16 protein-coding genes are annotated in these 16,399 nt (G+C 43.4%); all 16 read left to right on the plus strand.

Going from position 1 to position 16,399, the window contains the following annotated elements; translation table 11 throughout:
- Positions 1-112: 112 nt before the first annotated feature.
- The 16 genes from FU659_RS27185 (at position 113) to FU659_RS27255 (ending at position 16,080) form a co-directional block, all read left to right on the plus strand.
- Positions 113-1,246, plus strand: coding sequence for an HD-GYP domain-containing protein (locus FU659_RS27185; protein WP_147950441.1), 1,134 nt, complete (start codon positions 113-115; stop codon positions 1,244-1,246).
- Positions 1,247-1,317: 71 nt separating this feature from the next.
- The gene (locus tag FU659_RS27190) at positions 1,318-3,540 is read left to right on the plus strand and encodes an MMPL family transporter (protein ID WP_147950442.1); all 2,223 of its coding nucleotides are present in this window, start codon (positions 1,318-1,320) and stop codon (positions 3,538-3,540) included.
- A 128-nt stretch (positions 3,541-3,668) separates the two neighbouring features.
- Complete coding sequence (gene yfkAB, locus FU659_RS27195) at positions 3,669-4,796, plus strand: radical SAM/CxCxxxxC motif protein YfkAB (protein ID WP_147950443.1); 1,128 nt, start codon at positions 3,669-3,671, stop codon at positions 4,794-4,796.
- A 28-nt stretch (positions 4,797-4,824) separates the two neighbouring features.
- The gene (locus FU659_RS27200; protein WP_147950444.1) at positions 4,825-6,165 is read left to right on the plus strand and encodes a hemolysin family protein; all 1,341 of its coding nucleotides are present in this window, start codon (positions 4,825-4,827) and stop codon (positions 6,163-6,165) included.
- A gap of 14 nt (positions 6,166-6,179) precedes the next feature.
- A complete protein-coding gene (locus FU659_RS27205) occupies positions 6,180-6,905 on the plus strand; it encodes an AI-2E family transporter (RefSeq protein ID WP_261808082.1) in 726 nt (241 codons plus the stop codon).
- A gap of 8 nt (positions 6,906-6,913) precedes the next feature.
- Positions 6,914-7,228, plus strand: coding sequence for an AI-2E family transporter (locus tag FU659_RS37720; RefSeq protein ID WP_261808083.1), 315 nt, complete (start codon positions 6,914-6,916; stop codon positions 7,226-7,228).
- A 195-nt stretch (positions 7,229-7,423) separates the two neighbouring features.
- Entirely contained in the window at positions 7,424-7,648 is a 225-nt protein-coding gene (locus tag FU659_RS27210) for a spore coat associated protein CotJA (RefSeq protein ID WP_147950445.1), read from the plus strand.
- A 5-nt stretch (positions 7,649-7,653) separates the two neighbouring features.
- A complete protein-coding gene (locus tag FU659_RS27215; protein ID WP_147950446.1) occupies positions 7,654-7,920 on the plus strand; it encodes a spore coat protein CotJB in 267 nt (88 codons plus the stop codon).
- Positions 7,921-7,933: 13 nt separating this feature from the next.
- The gene (locus FU659_RS27220) at positions 7,934-8,503 is read left to right on the plus strand and encodes a manganese catalase family protein (RefSeq protein ID WP_147950447.1); all 570 of its coding nucleotides are present in this window, start codon (positions 7,934-7,936) and stop codon (positions 8,501-8,503) included.
- Between the two features lie 268 nt (positions 8,504-8,771).
- Positions 8,772-9,743: an ABC transporter permease gene (locus tag FU659_RS27225; RefSeq protein ID WP_147950448.1), complete on the plus strand. Its 972-nt coding sequence runs from the start codon at positions 8,772-8,774 to the stop codon at positions 9,741-9,743.
- Positions 9,744-9,760: 17 nt separating this feature from the next.
- Positions 9,761-10,639 carry a carbohydrate ABC transporter permease gene (locus FU659_RS27230; protein ID WP_147950449.1) on the plus strand — a complete coding sequence of 293 codons (879 nt, stop codon included), beginning with the start codon at positions 9,761-9,763 and terminating at the stop codon, positions 10,637-10,639.
- A 41-nt stretch (positions 10,640-10,680) separates the two neighbouring features.
- A complete protein-coding gene (locus FU659_RS27235; RefSeq protein ID WP_147950450.1) occupies positions 10,681-12,261 on the plus strand; it encodes an extracellular solute-binding protein in 1,581 nt (526 codons plus the stop codon).
- 115 nt (positions 12,262-12,376) lie between these two features.
- On the plus strand, positions 12,377-13,747 hold the full coding sequence (locus tag FU659_RS27240) for a cache domain-containing protein (protein WP_147950451.1): 1,371 nt from the start codon (positions 12,377-12,379) through the stop codon (positions 13,745-13,747).
- A gap of 26 nt (positions 13,748-13,773) precedes the next feature.
- Positions 13,774-14,718 (plus strand): helix-turn-helix transcriptional regulator, encoded by a 945-nt coding sequence (locus tag FU659_RS27245; protein ID WP_147950452.1) that lies wholly within the window; start codon positions 13,774-13,776, stop codon positions 14,716-14,718.
- 138 nt (positions 14,719-14,856) lie between these two features.
- A complete protein-coding gene (locus FU659_RS27250; protein ID WP_147950453.1) occupies positions 14,857-15,312 on the plus strand; it encodes a VOC family protein in 456 nt (151 codons plus the stop codon).
- Between the two features lie 318 nt (positions 15,313-15,630).
- A complete protein-coding gene (locus FU659_RS27255) occupies positions 15,631-16,080 on the plus strand; it encodes a hypothetical protein (RefSeq protein WP_147950454.1) in 450 nt (149 codons plus the stop codon).
- Positions 16,081-16,399 lie beyond the last annotated feature (319 nt).

The following is a 16,399-nucleotide window of genomic DNA, read 5'->3' on the forward strand; positions in this document are numbered from 1 at the left end:
TGTGTGTTTGAATCGAACCGCGTCGAATGACGCGGTTTTTTATATTGAACTTTTCTGTAAAATCTATTACATTTAGAATGAAAATAAAGCTCACCTAGGCGGGGGTCCTGAAATGCTTTTAATGCCGATCAACATGTGTCATCCTGGAATGAGGTTGGCCAAGAATATTTACAACGAAGATGGTATGGTCTTGCTTGCCGTTAATGTTGAGCTCACACAAAGACTAATTGATCGGCTTTTTAGTTATGGCATTGATTACATATATATTGCAGATTCTCGAACCGACGATGTGATTCAAGAAGATATGATTCAATACGAAACGAGAACCAAAGCGGTTAATGAAATTAAGAACACCTTCCGGAAAGTAATGGAAGATTCCAATAAGCGCGGAGCCGTTAGCTATTATGATATAGGACGGAATTTCCGTGATGTGATGAAAATGATCATTGATGATCTGAGTGCTCATCAGGGAGCCATGGTCATGCTTAATAATATGAATATTAAAGACAACTACTTATTTCAGCATTCGGTAAATGTGAGCATTTATGCGATTATGCTCGGCATCAGTTATGGATATAGCCGAGAAAATTTGGAAACACTCGGATTGGGAGCTTTGCTGCATGATATCGGCAAGACCAAAGTTCCGCTTGGTATTTTGCGCAAGCCTTCGCAGTTGACGGATGAAGAATTCAAAGAGATGAAGAATCATACGACATATGGCTTTCAGATTCTGAAGGATGAACCTAACATTCCTTTGATTTCCGCACACTGTGCCTTACAACATCATGAAAGAATCAACGGCAGCGGATATCCCAGAGGTATCGTAGGGTCGGAAATTAATGAGTTTGGCAAATGGATAGGCTTAGTTGATTCTTATGACGCTATGACGACAACACGTGTATATCGAAGACCCCTGCTGCCTCATGAAGCGATGGAGCAGTTGTTTACGGGATCGGGCACGCTGTATGATCAAAGTCAGATTGCGCTATTTCGTGACAAAATAGCCATTTATCCTTTAGGTATTACGGTTCGCTTGAATACCGGGGAGTACGGCATCGTATCGAAGTTAAATATGACAGTTCCCCACAGACCCGTTGTCCGTATTCTTCGCGATGAAGCTGGAGAAGAGATGAAAGAACCTTACGAGCTCGATCTTTCGACGAAGCTCTCCATACTAATTTCAGAAATCGGTGAAATTAAAGTAGGGGATGTTATTACTGATTTAAGTATGCCAACGCTACTTTGAGATACACTATATATTAGCAGCCATGAAGAACCTGGGACCCCAGGTTCTTTTTGCAAATAAGGGGGATCTTCATGAGGGAAACAACGATAAAAGGGAAATTTTGGAGATGGGGATTTGCGATGCATCGTTATCGATGGCTCGTGTTGGTAATTGGCCTCATTCTTCTGCTAAGCTTCGCCTTATTTGCTCAGAAGACACCTGGTATGCTGAAGGATAATGGGTTTACGCCCAAAGGAAGCGAGTCAGACCGCGGATTCACGCAAATTCGTGATGAACTGGGCTTGTCGCAAACGATGTTAAACTTGGTTTATAGCGGCGAAGGCCTTGATATGACAGAAGACTTACACCAACAAGAAATTATGAATTCTCTTGCTGAGTTGAAAAAGCTGTCTTACGTAGAAAGCGTAAAGTTTGCTTCGACGCCGAGAAATGAAGGGCATCTCGATATTCAAGCTGTCATCGTTTCCTTGAATGTGGATACAGACTTGGCTTTGGAGAAATATACGGAGATCAAAGAGCGTGTTCATCCTCCCGCAGGAATGAAGGTTTATGTTAGTGGAGGGCCAGCTATTTTGCACGATATGCAGGAAGCGAGCAAGCACGATATTGCCAAATCTGAAGCAATCGGTCTTCCCATTGCGCTTATTGTTCTTTTGATCGTATTTGGCACCTTGGTATCGGCGCTTCTGCCAATGATCGTTGGTATCATGAGCGTGACGTTGACGCTGGGAATCACTTATTTTATCGCTCAGCACCAATCTTTATCGAATTTCCTGCCTAATATGGTTACGATGCTTGGGCTGGCAGTAGGGATTGATTACGCGTTATTTCTGGTAAGTCGTTTTCGTGAGGAACTTAAGTCGCAGCCGAGTGTAGCTGAAGCTGTGGCCATGACTTGTCAAACGGCTGGGAAGTCGATTTTTTTCTCTGGGATTGCCGTCCTGATCGGACTTCTGGGTATGTTGTTTGTCGATCTTACCTTTTTCCGCTCTCTGTGCCTAGGCGGTGTGATCGTGGTGTCAATTTCAGTCGTTGTAGCGAACACGATGCTGCTTTCACTGCTTGGCGTTTTAGGACATCGGATTAATTCCCTGCCGGTGCTGCCGAAGCGTTTTCGCAAGCAAGGAACATCCCGTTTTTGGGAGCGGATGGCATACGGGGTTATGAAACGTCCAGTGCTCTTAGTGCTTATTGTCGGTGGTGCGCTTATTTATACGATGACACCTATTGGTAATATGAAGCTCAGTGTGCCGAATGCGGAGGTGCTGCCTCCAAGCTATGAGTCTCGATACGGCGCAGATCTCATGAAGGTCGCGTATGATCCAAGAATGACGGGTCCCATTCAAATTGCTATACATACAGATGAAGAAGTGTGGGAAGAAAAATCGCTTAGCCGCATACAGGCTTTCGAGAAGCGGGTCAAGGCTGTTTCTGGTGTAAAGGAAGTGCAAAGCTATTTGAGCACATTAGGCGACCATTCGTCAGCGGAATTAGCCATCCTCTTGTCCAACTCTGGGGTGAAGGAAAAGATTCAGGCGAGTAAACTAGCGAAAGGCCATACAGCGCTGATGGTCGTCATACCCGAGAAAGACCCGGATGATCTGAACGTCGATCGGCTTGTTCGAGAGCTTCGGAGCATCGACAAAGAAGGATTGACTGCTGCAGTTACAGGAGGCCCGGCCTATCGGCTCGATATTATCGATCGTATTCAGAATGAAATACCTAAAGTGTTGACCTTTGTGATGGGCATTACTTACATCGTCCTGCTTCTTGCTTTCCGATCCATCATTCTACCGCTAAAAGCCGTACTAATGAATATGCTTAGTCTGGGTGCAAGTCTTGGCATTGTGGTCCTTGTTTTCCAGCATGGTTATATGGCCGATTTGCTGCATATCACATCGATCGGTTATGTAAGTGCCACACTGCCCGTGATCATTTTTTGTGTCGTATTCGGTATTTCGATGGACTATGAAGTGTTCCTCATATCCAGAATTATGGAAGAATATGAGAGCAGCGGAGATAATGATCGAAGCACGGCAGAGGGGCTGAAGAAAACAGGAAGCTTAATTACTAGCGCAGCCTTCATCCTCGTTGTGGTCGTCGGTTCTTTTATTTTTACAGACATTGAAATCATGAAGGCGCTTGGACTTGGACTTGGGCTAGCTGTGCTGATTGATGCGACCATTGTGCGGGTTATGCTTGTTCCTGCGCTTATGAAACTGCTGGGCAATGCCAACTGGTGGGCGCCAAAGTGGCTTCGGATCAGATCGCAGGCGGAAATGGGTAAGAGATAAAGGAAGGAGCATTCCCTATAGGCGGTTTCCTTTTTTATGAATCATAAGTTACAATAAAGGGCATAGGTATAGGCAAGAACAGAACATGACAGAAATGAATCGGACATGATAGGTTAGGTGTGAACAGCATGAATAAGAATGCAACACGCTCCATGTTACAGGAGCTATCTCCCGCTTACGATCCTTGGGACCCGATCCGGTCTTATCGAAAGTATGGGAAACACGTACTCACAAGTATAGAACTCACGATCACGAATCTTTGCAATATGCGATGTGAGCACTGTGCCGTCGGGGACTCTTTAACGATGACGGAAGGACCGCGCATCCCATTGCCGGTCATTTTACAAAAGCTGGATCAGATTGAGCATTTGGAAACGATTAGCTTGACGGGTGGAGAGCCCTCTTACCATATCAAGATTGTCAAGGAATATATGCTGCCGATTCTTAAGTACGCCCGAGAGCGTGGCATTCGAACGCAAATTAACTCGAATTTGACACTGGATTTAGCCAGATATGAACTGCTTGCTCCTTACTTGGATGTGATGCATATTTCATTCAATTATTTGAGTGCTGATGATTTTCATCAAGTTGGCTTCGTGAATTCACAGCGTCCTGTCGGTCAAGACACGGCAGCACGGATGTATGAACGGATGGTTGAGAATACGCTTGCTCTAAGCAAAGGCGGTTTGTATGTTTCAGCAGAATCCATGATTAATACTCGAACGCATGAAAAATTGCCACAAATCCATAAGCTCATTGAACAAATGGGATGTAAACGGCACGAGGTTCACCCCATGTATGCCAGCTCGTTTGCCTCTCATTTACCGATGGTTTCCTTAGATCAATTAAGAACGAGTATCCATCGTTTATTGGACAGTCGGAATCCGGAGATGTGGATGCTGTTCGGCACCCTTCCTTTCTTTGCTTGCAATGATCTGGAAGAGGACCGTATTTTAGTTAAACGGCTTCGTCAAGAGCCCAATGTAACGGTACGCAATGATCCCGATGGGCGTAATCGCTTGAATGTAAGCACATTTACGGGGGATGTCTACGTGACGGATTTTGCGAATGAACCGCCGCTTGGCAATATCCATGCCGATGATCTGGACACCATTTTCGCGCGGTGGGAGAATAATCCACTTAATCAACGCGTGAATTGCTTCTGTAGTGCAGCCTCCTGTTGTGGGCCCAATCTATTGGTGGCAGATTCGTATTATCGTTCCATAGATTTCAAAAAACGTACAGCTATTATTTAATCCTTATATCTAAAGGAGAACTCCTACATTGCTACATACTTCCTTTGATCTTGGTTCCATTGTTCTAAACTTAGTACTAGTGATTGTATTAGTCTTGCTCAATGGTTTCTTCGTTGCTGCCGAATTTGCATTGGTGAAGGTACGACAATCCCGTATTCAACAACTAGTAAATGAGGGCAGCGGCAAAGCGAAGTATGCGATCGCTGTGACTTCGCAATTAGATACTTATTTATCAGCAACCCAATTGGGTATAACGCTGGCCTCTCTTGGATTAGGCTGGGTAGGGGAACCCGCCATTTCGGAATTAATTATTCAACCGCTCATACATACGCTTCATATTCAAGCTTCCGTATATACGGATTCACTGTCATTCATTATTTCATTTGGTGTCATCACGTTCTTGCACATTGTACTTGGAGAACTTGCTCCAAAGTCATTTGCAATTCAAAAAGCGGAATTGACTTCTTTATGGCTTTCGGCCCCGTTGCTCTTTTTCTATAGACTTTTCCGTCCGATTATTTATGTTTTGAATGGAACCGCCAATAAGTTTTTGCGATTGGTAGGCGTAGAGCCTGCAAGTGAGCATGAAGCTGCGCATACGGAGGAAGAGATTCGCATTCTAATGGATGAGAGCGTTAAAAGCGGTCATATTGATCAAGATGAGATGGTGCTGTTCGATAATATTTTTGAGTTTTCGGAGCGTATTGCCCGTGAAGTTATGCTGCCGCGCACGGATATGGATTGTTTATTCCTTGATGTAAGCTTTCTGGAAAATTTGCGTATGGTACATGAAACGAAGCATACACGTTATCCGGTTGGCGATCAGGATAAAGACACCATCGTGGGATTTGTCCATATTGCCGATCTGCTGACAGCCGATCCAGACGAGGAGCAGGATATCAAGACGTTTATTCGTCCTATTCTCAATGTGCCAGAGTCCATGGAAGTCAGTCGTGTTTTGAAACTTATGCAGAAGAAACGTTCGCAGTTGGCTATCGTCGTTGACGAGTACGGAGGCACAGCAGGTCTTCTTACCCTAGAAGACATTCTTGAGGAAATTGTTGGTGAGCTGCATGATGAATTCGACGATATAGACGAACGGCCAGGTGTAGAGGTAAAAGAAAAATATACGTCTGTTGATGGCCGTGTGTTAATCGAAGACTTGAACGATATGTTGGATTTGGATATTGAGGACGACGATGTGGACTCCATCGGCGGGTGGTTGTTCAAGAAGCTCGAGGGAGCTCCCGTTAAGGGGAAAAGCATTGAGTTTGGCAATCATATTTTTGAAGTATCCGAAGTGGACAGATTACGGATTATGCGTATTCATATTATCAAGATCAGCTCAGTCAAGCCTGGAAATGAATAAGCGGAGGAACGCCCATGTCGATGAAGACGGCCTTAATTATGGTACTTGGTATGCTGCTTTTGTACGGATTATTTACCATAGGATTGCCTTTTCTGCTCGCATTGGTCACAGCTATTTTCTTAGATCCCTTAACCGGACTGCTCACACGAACGGCGAAGATGCATCGAATGGTCGCGGCCACGATTATCAGCACCTTATTCACTTTGCTAACGTTGACGTTGGTCTATTTCATTGGATTAAATGTTGTAACAGAGCTGATCGATCTGGGGCGCAAAGCGCCAAACTATATGGAAGAAGTCAATAGATACATCGATCAAGCTGTTACACGTACGCAAGTATTTTACGAATCTTTATCGCCAGACATGGCAGAGCAAGTTCAAAATTGGTTAGAACGGAGTATGACTACGCTAACCAGAGCCTTAACGGATGCTTTGAGTGGCATTTCGGGGTTCTTTTTAAACATGGCTGGGAAAATTCCTAATTTATTTATTGTGATGATTGTATTCGTGATTGCCCTGTATTTGTTTATGTTTAGTTTACCTAAGCTAAGAACGTCTTTCCTATCGTTATTTGAAGAACATTCGAAGCAAAAAATGGAGCTTGTACTGGTCAATCTGCGGGAAGCGATCTTCGGATTCATTCGCGCACAGCTCATCATGGCTGTTCTCACCTATCTGGTAACATTCATAAGGTTTGTTAGTGCTAGGACGCTCAATATCCACTGGCGATCTCGTTATTAGTGATGGTCATGGAGTTTGTCCCGGTAGTTGGCACAGGTTTGGTGTTCATTCCTTGGTTTATCTATCAATTGCTGCTTGGACATACCGCGATGGGTGTTGGCTTGTTGATTCTCTTCCTGGTATTAACGATTTTCCGCCGTATTGTAGAGCCTAAAGTGTTGAGTGATGCCGTAGGGATTAATGCGCTCGCCGCGTTGATCAGCCTATATGTAGGTTTTGAGCTAATGGGAATTACAGGGTTATTTCTAGGACCACTCGTTGTAATTATTTATCAAGCTATGCGTAAAGCAGGACTCTTGAAGTTAAACATTAAGCTCGACTAGGGAAGTATAGCCGGACGTGAGCAGTTTAATAGATAAGCCTTTGATGCAAAGTAAGTCCCTGTTGCCGCTTCTGAAGCGGAATGGGGGCTTTTTTGATATGCAAGTGATTTTGGTCAAGCTGTTGCGCATATAACGAACATAGAGGCTAATTTCGCCCATGTCCGATCATTTAATAGTTAGAAAAGGAGGAAACGTATGTATAGTTCATTTACGCAATTTAAAAGCTATTTCCCCTATATAAGTCCTTTTGATCCCTGCCCGCCCTTACGTGAGAAATTTTTCAATACGCCACCGCAGTTATATATCCATTTTCAACCATCGGGTTTGCCGCAGTTTAGCCCTTATGAAGCATTGAAAATAGGGACACTCTGGCCCGCACTCTACGCGCCTTACGAATCTAGAGCAGTCGAGGGAAGGTGAAGGATATGAATCCAAGAGAAGTCCCAGAAGCATATTACCAGCAATTATATGACCTACAGGCTGTTGATTTCGTTTTAGTGGAGCTTACTTTATTTCTGGACACTCACCCTGATGATCTGGGTGCCATTCAACAGTACAATCAATTTGCACAGAAACGGAAGCAGCTTGTTCAACAATTTGAGTTCGACTTTGGCCCTCTTATGCCTTTCGGTCATGCTTATACCAAACAACCTTGGCAGTGGGTAGAGACTCCATGGCCATGGCAAGTGTGAGGAGGAAGAGTCTATGTGGATTTATGAGAAAAAGCTGCAATATCCGGTAAGAGTCAGTAAATGTGATCCTCATATGGCCAAACTATTGCTTGAACAGTACGGGGGTGCGGACGGAGAACTTGCCGCAGCACTGCGATATCTAAATCAACGTTACACGATTCCGGATAAAGTAGTAGGGCTGCTAACGGATATTGGCACAGAAGAATTTGCCCACCTCGAAATGATTGCGACGATGGTTTACAAGCTGACAAAAGATGCCACGATCGACCAGATGAAAGCCGCTGGACTCGATGATCATTATGTGAGTCATGATCGTGCAATCTTTTATCAAAACGCCGCTGGGGTGCCTTGGTCTGCTGCTACCATACAAGCCAAAGGAGATCCTATCGCAGACCTGTATGAAGATATCGCGGCAGAAGAGAAAGCCAGAGCGACGTATCAGTGGTTGATCGACATGACAGATGATGTTGATCTTCAAGATGGGTTAAAGTTTCTGCGTGAGCGTGAAATTGTTCACTCGCTTCGCTTCAGAGAAGCGGTGGAGATACTGAAGGAGGATCGAGAGGTGAAGAAGGTTTATTGAGATTTTGCGCATAGGTTAACGGCTTAGAGACCTAGTTATTGGGTCTCTTTTTTTTGCGTTTGATATTTTGCTATCGCAGGAAACGCCAGCTCAACTGCTGCAAAAAAAGCCAACATGCAAAATATGTCAATCCGATCATCAGATTTCGGGGAAAAGTATAGTTGCAAAAAATGCACATTGCCAGTTATTCTGCAATAAACCTATAATTCAAACTAATATCAGGCTAGATCAACAAACATCAAGACTGAAACGGATGGAGGCGTTATTCATGGAAAAGACTGAGGGCTTCATCAAGCCTTCCACGGCGGAGCCAATCTTAGGGAAAGGAACGTTGACAGCGAGAATTCGTTCGGAATGGTTCAAAAATCGTTTTTTATACTTGCTTGCCTTACCCGGTTTTATTTATTTCATTGTTTTTAAGTATGTTCCGATGTGGGGCATTTTGATTTCATTTCAAAACTTCAGTCCTTATTTAGGTTTTATGAAAAGCGAATGGGTTGGGTTTGAACATTTTCATAGGCTTTTTACATCACCAGATTTTCTACTTATGCTTCGGAACACGTTTGCGATAAACTTAATCAGTCTCATTTTCTTCTTTCCGATTCCCATCGTTCTTTCGCTCATGTTAAATGAGCTAAAAGGAGAAAAGTTTAAGCGGATCATTCAATCGGTGCTCTATTTGCCGCACTTTTTGTCTTGGGTAATCATTGTCGGAATCAGCTTCTTGTTGCTTTCGCAAACGGAAGGAATTATTAATAAGCTGCTTGTTGCCATAGGCTCTGAAAAAATCGACTTTCTGACAAACCCCAATTATTTCTGGATTTTGTTAACCGCGCAATCCATTTGGAAAGAAGTGGGCTGGGGTACCATTATTTTTCTGGCGGCGATCGCAGCCGTTGATCCTCAACTTTACGAAGCAGCGCGAATGGACGGGGCGAACCGCTTGCGGCAAGCTTGGCATGTTACGCTTCCAGCCATTCGCAATGTAACCATCGTCCTCTTGATTCTCAAAATCGGTCACATCATGGAGGTTGGCTTCGAGCAAGTGTTGCTCATGGATAACGGTGCTGTAGCCAAGGTGTCTCAGGTTTTCGATACATATGTCTATCGGGTAGGGGTGCTGCAGGGAGAATTCAGCTACAGCACGGCAGTCGGAATGTTCAGATCAGTCGTAGGACTTGTCCTCGTCGTTATCGCCAATCGGCTTAGCAAATATTTTGGAGAAGAAGGGGTCTATTGATCCCGGGAGGTGGCATTATGTTGCAAAATAAACAGATCGATTGGTTTTCAGTGATTAATATTTCACTGTTAACGATTATCGGACTCATTTCCATCTTCCCTATATACTATGTGTTTGCCGTTTCCTTCACAGACCCAAGCGAGTATATACGGAATGGTTTGGTTCTTTTTCCTCAGAAATGGACACTGCGTTCTTATCAATATTTGTTGTCGACCAATGCATTTATCCAAGCGACAGGCAACAGCATATTCCTTGCAACGGTGGGAACCGCTTTAAGCTTACTAGTTACGTCTAGCTTGTCCTATGCTTTATCGCGGAAGAGATTCGCGGGCAGAAAGTTTTTCTTGCTCATCATCCTGTTTACGACCTTGTTCAACCCTGGAATTATTCCCGCTTACTTGCTCGTTCGTGAACTGGGGCTTATTAACAGCATTTGGTCATTAATCATTCCTGCACTAACCAGTGGCTGGTATGTGCTCTTGATGAAAGGTTTTTTCGATAGCATTCCTGCAGATCTGGAGGATGCATCACGGATTGACGGCTGCAATGACACCGGGCTATTTTTCCGAATAGTTCTTCCTCTGTCCATGCCCGCTTTAGCTGCTTTTGGTCTGTTTTATGCAGTTGGTTACTGGAATACATTTTTCAATGCTATTTTGTATATTAACGATTTCCACAAGCAGCCCTTACAGGTACTGCTGCGGAATATGTTGATCGAATCCTCTACTGCTGTTTCCGGCGAAGCTGCGGCTGCTATCAACAGCGAACAGCGCATCCCGCCCGAAACTTTAAAAATGGCCGCTGTTATCATTGCTACGTTACCTATTATGATGGTTTATCCGTTCCTGCAAAAGCATTTCGCCAAGGGTGCCATGATTGGATCCGTCAAGGCGTAAGGAACGATAACATAACAGCAATACACAAAGGGAGGAAAAAAATGATCACGACATGGAAGAAAACACAATCCGTATCACTGGCTGCAGGCTTGCTGCTGTGCACCGTTCTTACGGCTTGCTCCAAAGACAATGGGGCCCCGCAAAGCAGCGCGGCGGCAACTGTTGCGCCAAGCAGCAGCAAAGCTGCCAGCGCTACGCCTAGCCCGCCAACCAAGATCAGCATCATGACGACGTATTACACCGATCAGCCGCCTGGGCCAGATAATGTAATCGTCAAGGAAATAGAGAAGCGCACGAATACAGAATTGAATATCACCTGGGTTTCCCCAAACAACTATAACGATAAGGTGAACGTAACGCTAGCCTCTGGAGACATCCCGGATCTGGTTCTGATTACGGATTGGGTGAATAACACAGCATTCCGCAATATGATCGGGCAAGGAGCTTTCTGGGATATTACCAGTTTGATAGAAAAGGAACCTAACTTGAAATCCCTGCCTGCTGATGTATGGACGAATACGAAAATGCAGGACGGCAAAACTTACGGCATTCCGCGGGTTCGCCCTGTTGAAGGCGGTATGATACCTGTCATTCGCAAAGACTGGCTGGATAAACTCGGCTTACCGGTTCCTGGTACACCGGATGAAATTTATAACACCTTGAAAGCGTTTAAAGAGAAAGATCCGGGCGGCGTAGGAAAAGATAATGTCATTCCGTTGGTAGGCACCGTTCAAAGCAATGGTATGGATCAATTAACTTGGATCACGAACCTGTTTACGAAAAATAATAATTACAAAGAGGTAAGCGGCAAGCTTGTTTGGGACAATTTCATGCCGGAATATCGTGACGCGCTGCTTTATCTGAATAAGCTTTATACGGAAAAATTAATGGCTGCCGATTTCGCGGTTATGAAACAGACGCAAGCGGCCGACTTGATCAAGGCAGGCAAAGCAGGGCTGCACGTTGGTACTGTAGAAAGTTCATGGGCTGGTGTAGAGGAATTGCGCAAGACGAATCCACAAGCGGATCTGCTTCCTTTCATTCCAAAAGGCAAGGATGGTAATGGCTTTACAACTCGTGACTCCGGTTCGTTCGGATTCTTCGTGATACCAAAGAAAGTATCGGCTGACAAAGTCAAGAAACTTCTCGATTTCATGGATTACGGAACTTCGCCAGAGGGTTCCGATCTTGCCAACTATGGGTTTAAAGATGTACATTTCACAGAGAAAGACGGCTTCAAATTCGCTACAGAACAAGCGAAGAAAGATATCGTCGCGCAGCAAGCATTCGGCCAAATCTTCCTGAAATATGACAAGTACTTACGTGCGTATCGCGGTGGCATGACGAAGGAAGTATTCGACCGCAATGTCAAAATCATCGATTCCGCAGCACAAGCTAGCGCACCTGACTTTACAACAGGTTTGTACTCCGAAACAAAGAACAAAATTATAAGCGATATTAGCAAAAATTTGACAGATCTTAAAATTCAGATCATTATGGGCAGAAAACCGATTGCCGAATGGGATAAAGCGATTGATCAATTGAAAGCAAATCCGGATGTTCAAAAGATGGAAAAAGAACTGTCCGACGCTTATAATAAGCGGGTTCAAGGCGCCAAGTAGCGCTTTCCTGCACAGATCGACTCTTTGAGTCCGATTTGTTTTATCTCCTTGTGCATATCCGTGATCATGCACTAAAATTAGCATAAAGTACTAGAAGTAAAAGGGGTTTCTTCAAATGAAAGGTATACTGGACAAGCTGACAGCTATTTTCTCCGAGCAAGGATCTTTCTACCGAAAGAGCCTCGTGTATGCTTTGTTGATCACTTGTATTCCTATAGCGGTCATTTCTATTTTCCTCTATCTGTATGCAAAGCAGCAAATCGAGAATCAGGTTATTCATGCTCATCAACTTGAATTGGAAATGTCCAGCAAACGGCTGAACGAACAATTAGGCCAATTGGAATTGTATACGCATCAGGTGTCTTATAACTCGATTTTCGCACCACTCGAACAGACCGTACTCTATGAAAACTTTCAATATGTCAATGAGCTCATGAAAACGTTACTTACGTTAAAGAGCCCCTCACCGCTTATTGACGATGTCTATGTGTATTTAGCTAATGATAGTGTTGTTATTTCTGGCATGGAAGGCATCAATGCTCTAAAATCGACCGATGATCGCAAAAAGTTTCAATCGCTGCTTAATCAAGGAAGCAATATTTACTGGTCCTATGGCATAAAGAATCCATACACGAAAAAGATAGATTCTTTACCTGCTGCCTTAGTTTTAAAATTGCCTGGCGATTATTCCCGCGCCCCTTACGGCGCTTTAATTGTCCAGCTCGACCGTGATGGACTTAATAATGAAATTAACCAATTGAACGCTCAAGGAAGCGGTGCTTCCTTTATTCTGAATCACGAAGGTGACTGGGTCACAACTGGTTTGAAAGCAGGTGCTTCCTCCGGTTTGGAAGAAGAGCTGCGAACGGAATTGTTGGAACATCATCACTCTGATTCCACTTTCTTGTTTAAATATCAAGGCGTACTGTACTCTATCTCCCAAAAGCAGTATGATCGCACCGGTTGGCGGTATGTAGCCGCTACGCCTTTGACCTATTTGACGAAACCCGCGCTCGAATCATCGCGCGTTATTATCATGATGTGTTTGTTCGGCTTGCTCGGTGCCGTGCTGTTGGCTTGGATTGCCTCTAAGCGGATTTATAAACCCATTCAACATCTTGCCTCTTTGATCAGAGGGGAGATGTCCACGCGTCCCGGTTCCTACAACGAGGATGAGTTGCGCTTTATTGAAGAGCAATGGATGATCGTTCATTCTGAGAATCAGCAGGCATCGAAACGTTTGAAGGAAAGCCTTCCTGTATTGAAAGAGAGCTTCCTTATCCAATTTCTTCTTGGTCACTTTGATTTTTTAACGGATAAAGAACTGAAAGATAAGATGTTTGCCTACGGTTGGGACATGGAGCAGAAAGGGTTCTTCGTATTTCTAATCCAATTGCTTGGCTTGCGTCAACAAGAAGGGCGATTTCTTCAGGGGGATGAACAACTTGTTACTTTGCTGCTGCCAATATTGTCAACGAACTGTTAGGTTCAAAACTTGAAGATTATGATGTTGTGAATTTTCAGGATATGACGGTTGGCGTTGTGCTGCACTTTCCTCAAGAAAAGGCAGTTAACGAAATTCAAGAACGCGTTTTACCCTTTCTAAAGGATCTGCCCCCTATTATGACCTCCATTCTCAAGCTGGACGTTGTGATCGGGGTAGGGAATTATACAGATTCCATCAAAGAAGTTCCACGATTGGTGGATCTGGCGAGGGATTCAATACGTTTTCGAAGCCTGAACAGCAAAAGTGCATTGTCTCAAGCCAGTGATATTTTTGTCGCAAGCGCCGTTGCTCCCGACCCCTTCCCCAGTACTTTGGAGAAAAATATTATAGCTCTAGTAAGAAGGGGCGACGATGCGGCCGCCATTCAATTAACGCTGCAATTTATTCAAGAACTGAGCAAAAAATGGGACCATTTCCATTTGGTCCAGAATGGCATGATGCTCTTGCTTGCTCATATCCAAGAGGCTGTGCTGCAATCGGGGAGAAATCCGTTCAACGAAGAAGAGAATCCCTTCATTCAACTCTATGAGATTAAAGAGCCACATGAACTGTTTATATGGTTTTCCGAACATGTGATTACAAGGTTCGCTTCCATGATGCAGCAGCCGCAAAAAGAACAAGAACAGGATTACAGAAGAATCGTGACGGAAGTCATGGAGATGATTGATAAGAATTACACGAATAATGAGATCTCTTTGGAATCCTGCGCGGAGGCATCCAATATTTTACCTTATGCCCTCAGTAAGTCATTCAAGGCGGTTACAGGGGTTAACTTTATTGATTATTTAACCGACGTCCGCATGCGTAAAGCACAGGAACTTCTTGTAAGCTCGGATATGAAGGTAAATGAAATCGCTATTGTTGTCGGTTATCACCCCTCTTATTTCAATCGTATTTTTAAGCGTCTCGTGGGTGTCCCACCTGGTGAATATCGAAGCCGACATGAATAACCGGTATTGAGCAAACAAAGCTAGAACTAGAAAAGTGTCAGATGTTCAGATCAGCTTCGATGGAAAAAATTAGTTTATTTATGCTCCCAATGCTAGTATAATGAAGCTTGTACGTTACATACTTTGGAGGTTATCATAATGGAATTTCAAGGATTTTTTCATGTAGGCATTATTGTTTCCAGTTTGGAAAAAGCGGTTTCTTTTTACAGCGATATCTTGGGTCTTGAGGTATCCGTAGGACCGACAGACGTATTTGATGGAGAAGAAATCTCTCTCGGCCTCGGCGTTCCCGGTACCCGACTGCGTGTAGCTTACCTAAAATCAGCAGAGAATTTCATTCAATTGATGGAGTTTGAAGAGCCGAAGTCGCCGGTGGATGCACCGCTGCCGCTGCATGCGTTTGCTACAACGCACTTCAGTTTCTATGTAAAGGATATCGAGGAAACAAAGCTAGAACTAGAGTCGAAGGGAATTGAATTCTTCTCGCCGATCAATATCGTACCGGACTCTCTCGTCGCGGTGCTTAAGGTTCGTAAATGGGTCATCTTCCGAGATCCCGATGGCGTGCTCATCGAAATCGTTGAAAAGGCTTAACGTAGATGCGACTATACCCCGACCATCTTTTTGGTCGGGGTATTTATGTTTTTCATGACTAGATGGATTGTCACATATGTTGCTTTGCCCTGAATCTTACTGACATTTAATAACCTCCATGTATTTCCGTATAAAGATAAAGAACATAGAACCTATGCTTCTGATAAAAATAAATCCAATATTCATGCCAACATAAGACATTAGTATAGAATGAAATTTGCTTTTTATTGGCACTTATTACAAACTTATGGTTGACCATTTTTCCTTATAATGGTAAAATTTTTCTTTGACTTGAAACCAAATTATGGAGGAAAAGAGATGCGACTAAAAGTAATAATAATCTCTATTACTATCTTAATTATTTCTGTTTTTATTGTTATGCAGTTTGTTTCAAAAGATCAAAAGTCAATCGAAGTAATTGAAACACCTAAAGATACTATTCTTATAAAAAAAGATGAACTATTAACGGAAAAAGGAAATAATAAGGGTGAAGCTCATTATGAATTTAGTTATGCGATTAAAGATAACAGTAAAATCCATTACTCATTTTCAGATAAGAACAAGAGAGGTATAACTTTCATAATTTATAATAATGATAAGAGTGAAGTAATAAGTAGGGGACACACCAATCAAGAGAACAACTTTTTATTGGAAAGCACTTTTAGTCTACAAAAAGAGGGGAATTATAAAATCACAATTGTGTCTGATGATGGGGATGGAGGAGAAAATTATCCCATAAGTGTATTGGTTGAATTATTACCTAATTGAGATTCATCAATTAGGTTTTTTAGCCAATAAAAGTTCCACAATATTCAAACGGTGTTCATCAAACTGACTTTTCCAGGACGTGTAACATCCTCGCCGCCGCATTCGCACTTCACTCTCTTGTCTCGTTTCTTAAACTCATAACTGTTCCGCAAGCCTGATCAAATGATGTAATCAAAAGCATTGAAATGAAAAAGAATCATGGATTAAGGGAACAAAACCAACACATATTAAGGCGGGAGCTATCCCGCCTTTTAATATGCTGACTTGAGTGTTGCAAACATCATTTAAGGAGATATGCCGTCTCAATTCCCCGACACAA

Origin of the sequence: Paenibacillus sp. N3.4 (genome assembly GCF_008017805.1) — a bacterium.
Classification (GTDB): Bacteria; Bacillota; Bacilli; order Paenibacillales; family NBRC-103111; genus Paenibacillus_E.

What these genes read in the sequence shown, in the direction of transcription:
- FU659_RS27225 (WP_147950448.1), top strand. Translation starts at nt 8,772, where the DNA reads ATGGAAAAGACTGAGGGCTTCATCAAGCCTTCCACGGCGGAGCCAATC.
- yfkAB (WP_147950443.1), top strand. Translation starts at nt 3,669, where the DNA reads ATGAATAAGAATGCAACACGCTCCATGTTACAGGAGCTATCTCCCGCT.
- FU659_RS27205 (WP_261808082.1), top strand. Translation starts at nt 6,180, where the DNA reads ATGTCGATGAAGACGGCCTTAATTATGGTACTTGGTATGCTGCTTTTG.
- FU659_RS27220 (WP_147950447.1), top strand. Translation starts at nt 7,934, where the DNA reads ATGTGGATTTATGAGAAAAAGCTGCAATATCCGGTAAGAGTCAGTAAA.
- FU659_RS27230 (WP_147950449.1), top strand. Translation starts at nt 9,761, where the DNA reads ATGTTGCAAAATAAACAGATCGATTGGTTTTCAGTGATTAATATTTCA.
- FU659_RS27240 (WP_147950451.1), top strand. Translation starts at nt 12,377, where the DNA reads ATGAAAGGTATACTGGACAAGCTGACAGCTATTTTCTCCGAGCAAGGA.
- FU659_RS27255 (WP_147950454.1), top strand. Translation starts at nt 15,631, where the DNA reads ATGCGACTAAAAGTAATAATAATCTCTATTACTATCTTAATTATTTCT.
- FU659_RS27250 (WP_147950453.1), top strand. Translation starts at nt 14,857, where the DNA reads ATGGAATTTCAAGGATTTTTTCATGTAGGCATTATTGTTTCCAGTTTG.
- FU659_RS27215 (WP_147950446.1), top strand. Translation starts at nt 7,654, where the DNA reads ATGAATCCAAGAGAAGTCCCAGAAGCATATTACCAGCAATTATATGAC.
- FU659_RS27235 (WP_147950450.1), top strand. Translation starts at nt 10,681, where the DNA reads ATGATCACGACATGGAAGAAAACACAATCCGTATCACTGGCTGCAGGC.
- FU659_RS27210 (WP_147950445.1), top strand. Translation starts at nt 7,424, where the DNA reads ATGTATAGTTCATTTACGCAATTTAAAAGCTATTTCCCCTATATAAGT.
- FU659_RS27185 (WP_147950441.1), top strand. Translation starts at nt 113, where the DNA reads ATGCTTTTAATGCCGATCAACATGTGTCATCCTGGAATGAGGTTGGCC.
- FU659_RS37720 (WP_261808083.1), top strand. Translation starts at nt 6,914, where the DNA reads ATGGAGTTTGTCCCGGTAGTTGGCACAGGTTTGGTGTTCATTCCTTGG.
- FU659_RS27190 (WP_147950442.1), top strand. Translation starts at nt 1,318, where the DNA reads ATGAGGGAAACAACGATAAAAGGGAAATTTTGGAGATGGGGATTTGCG.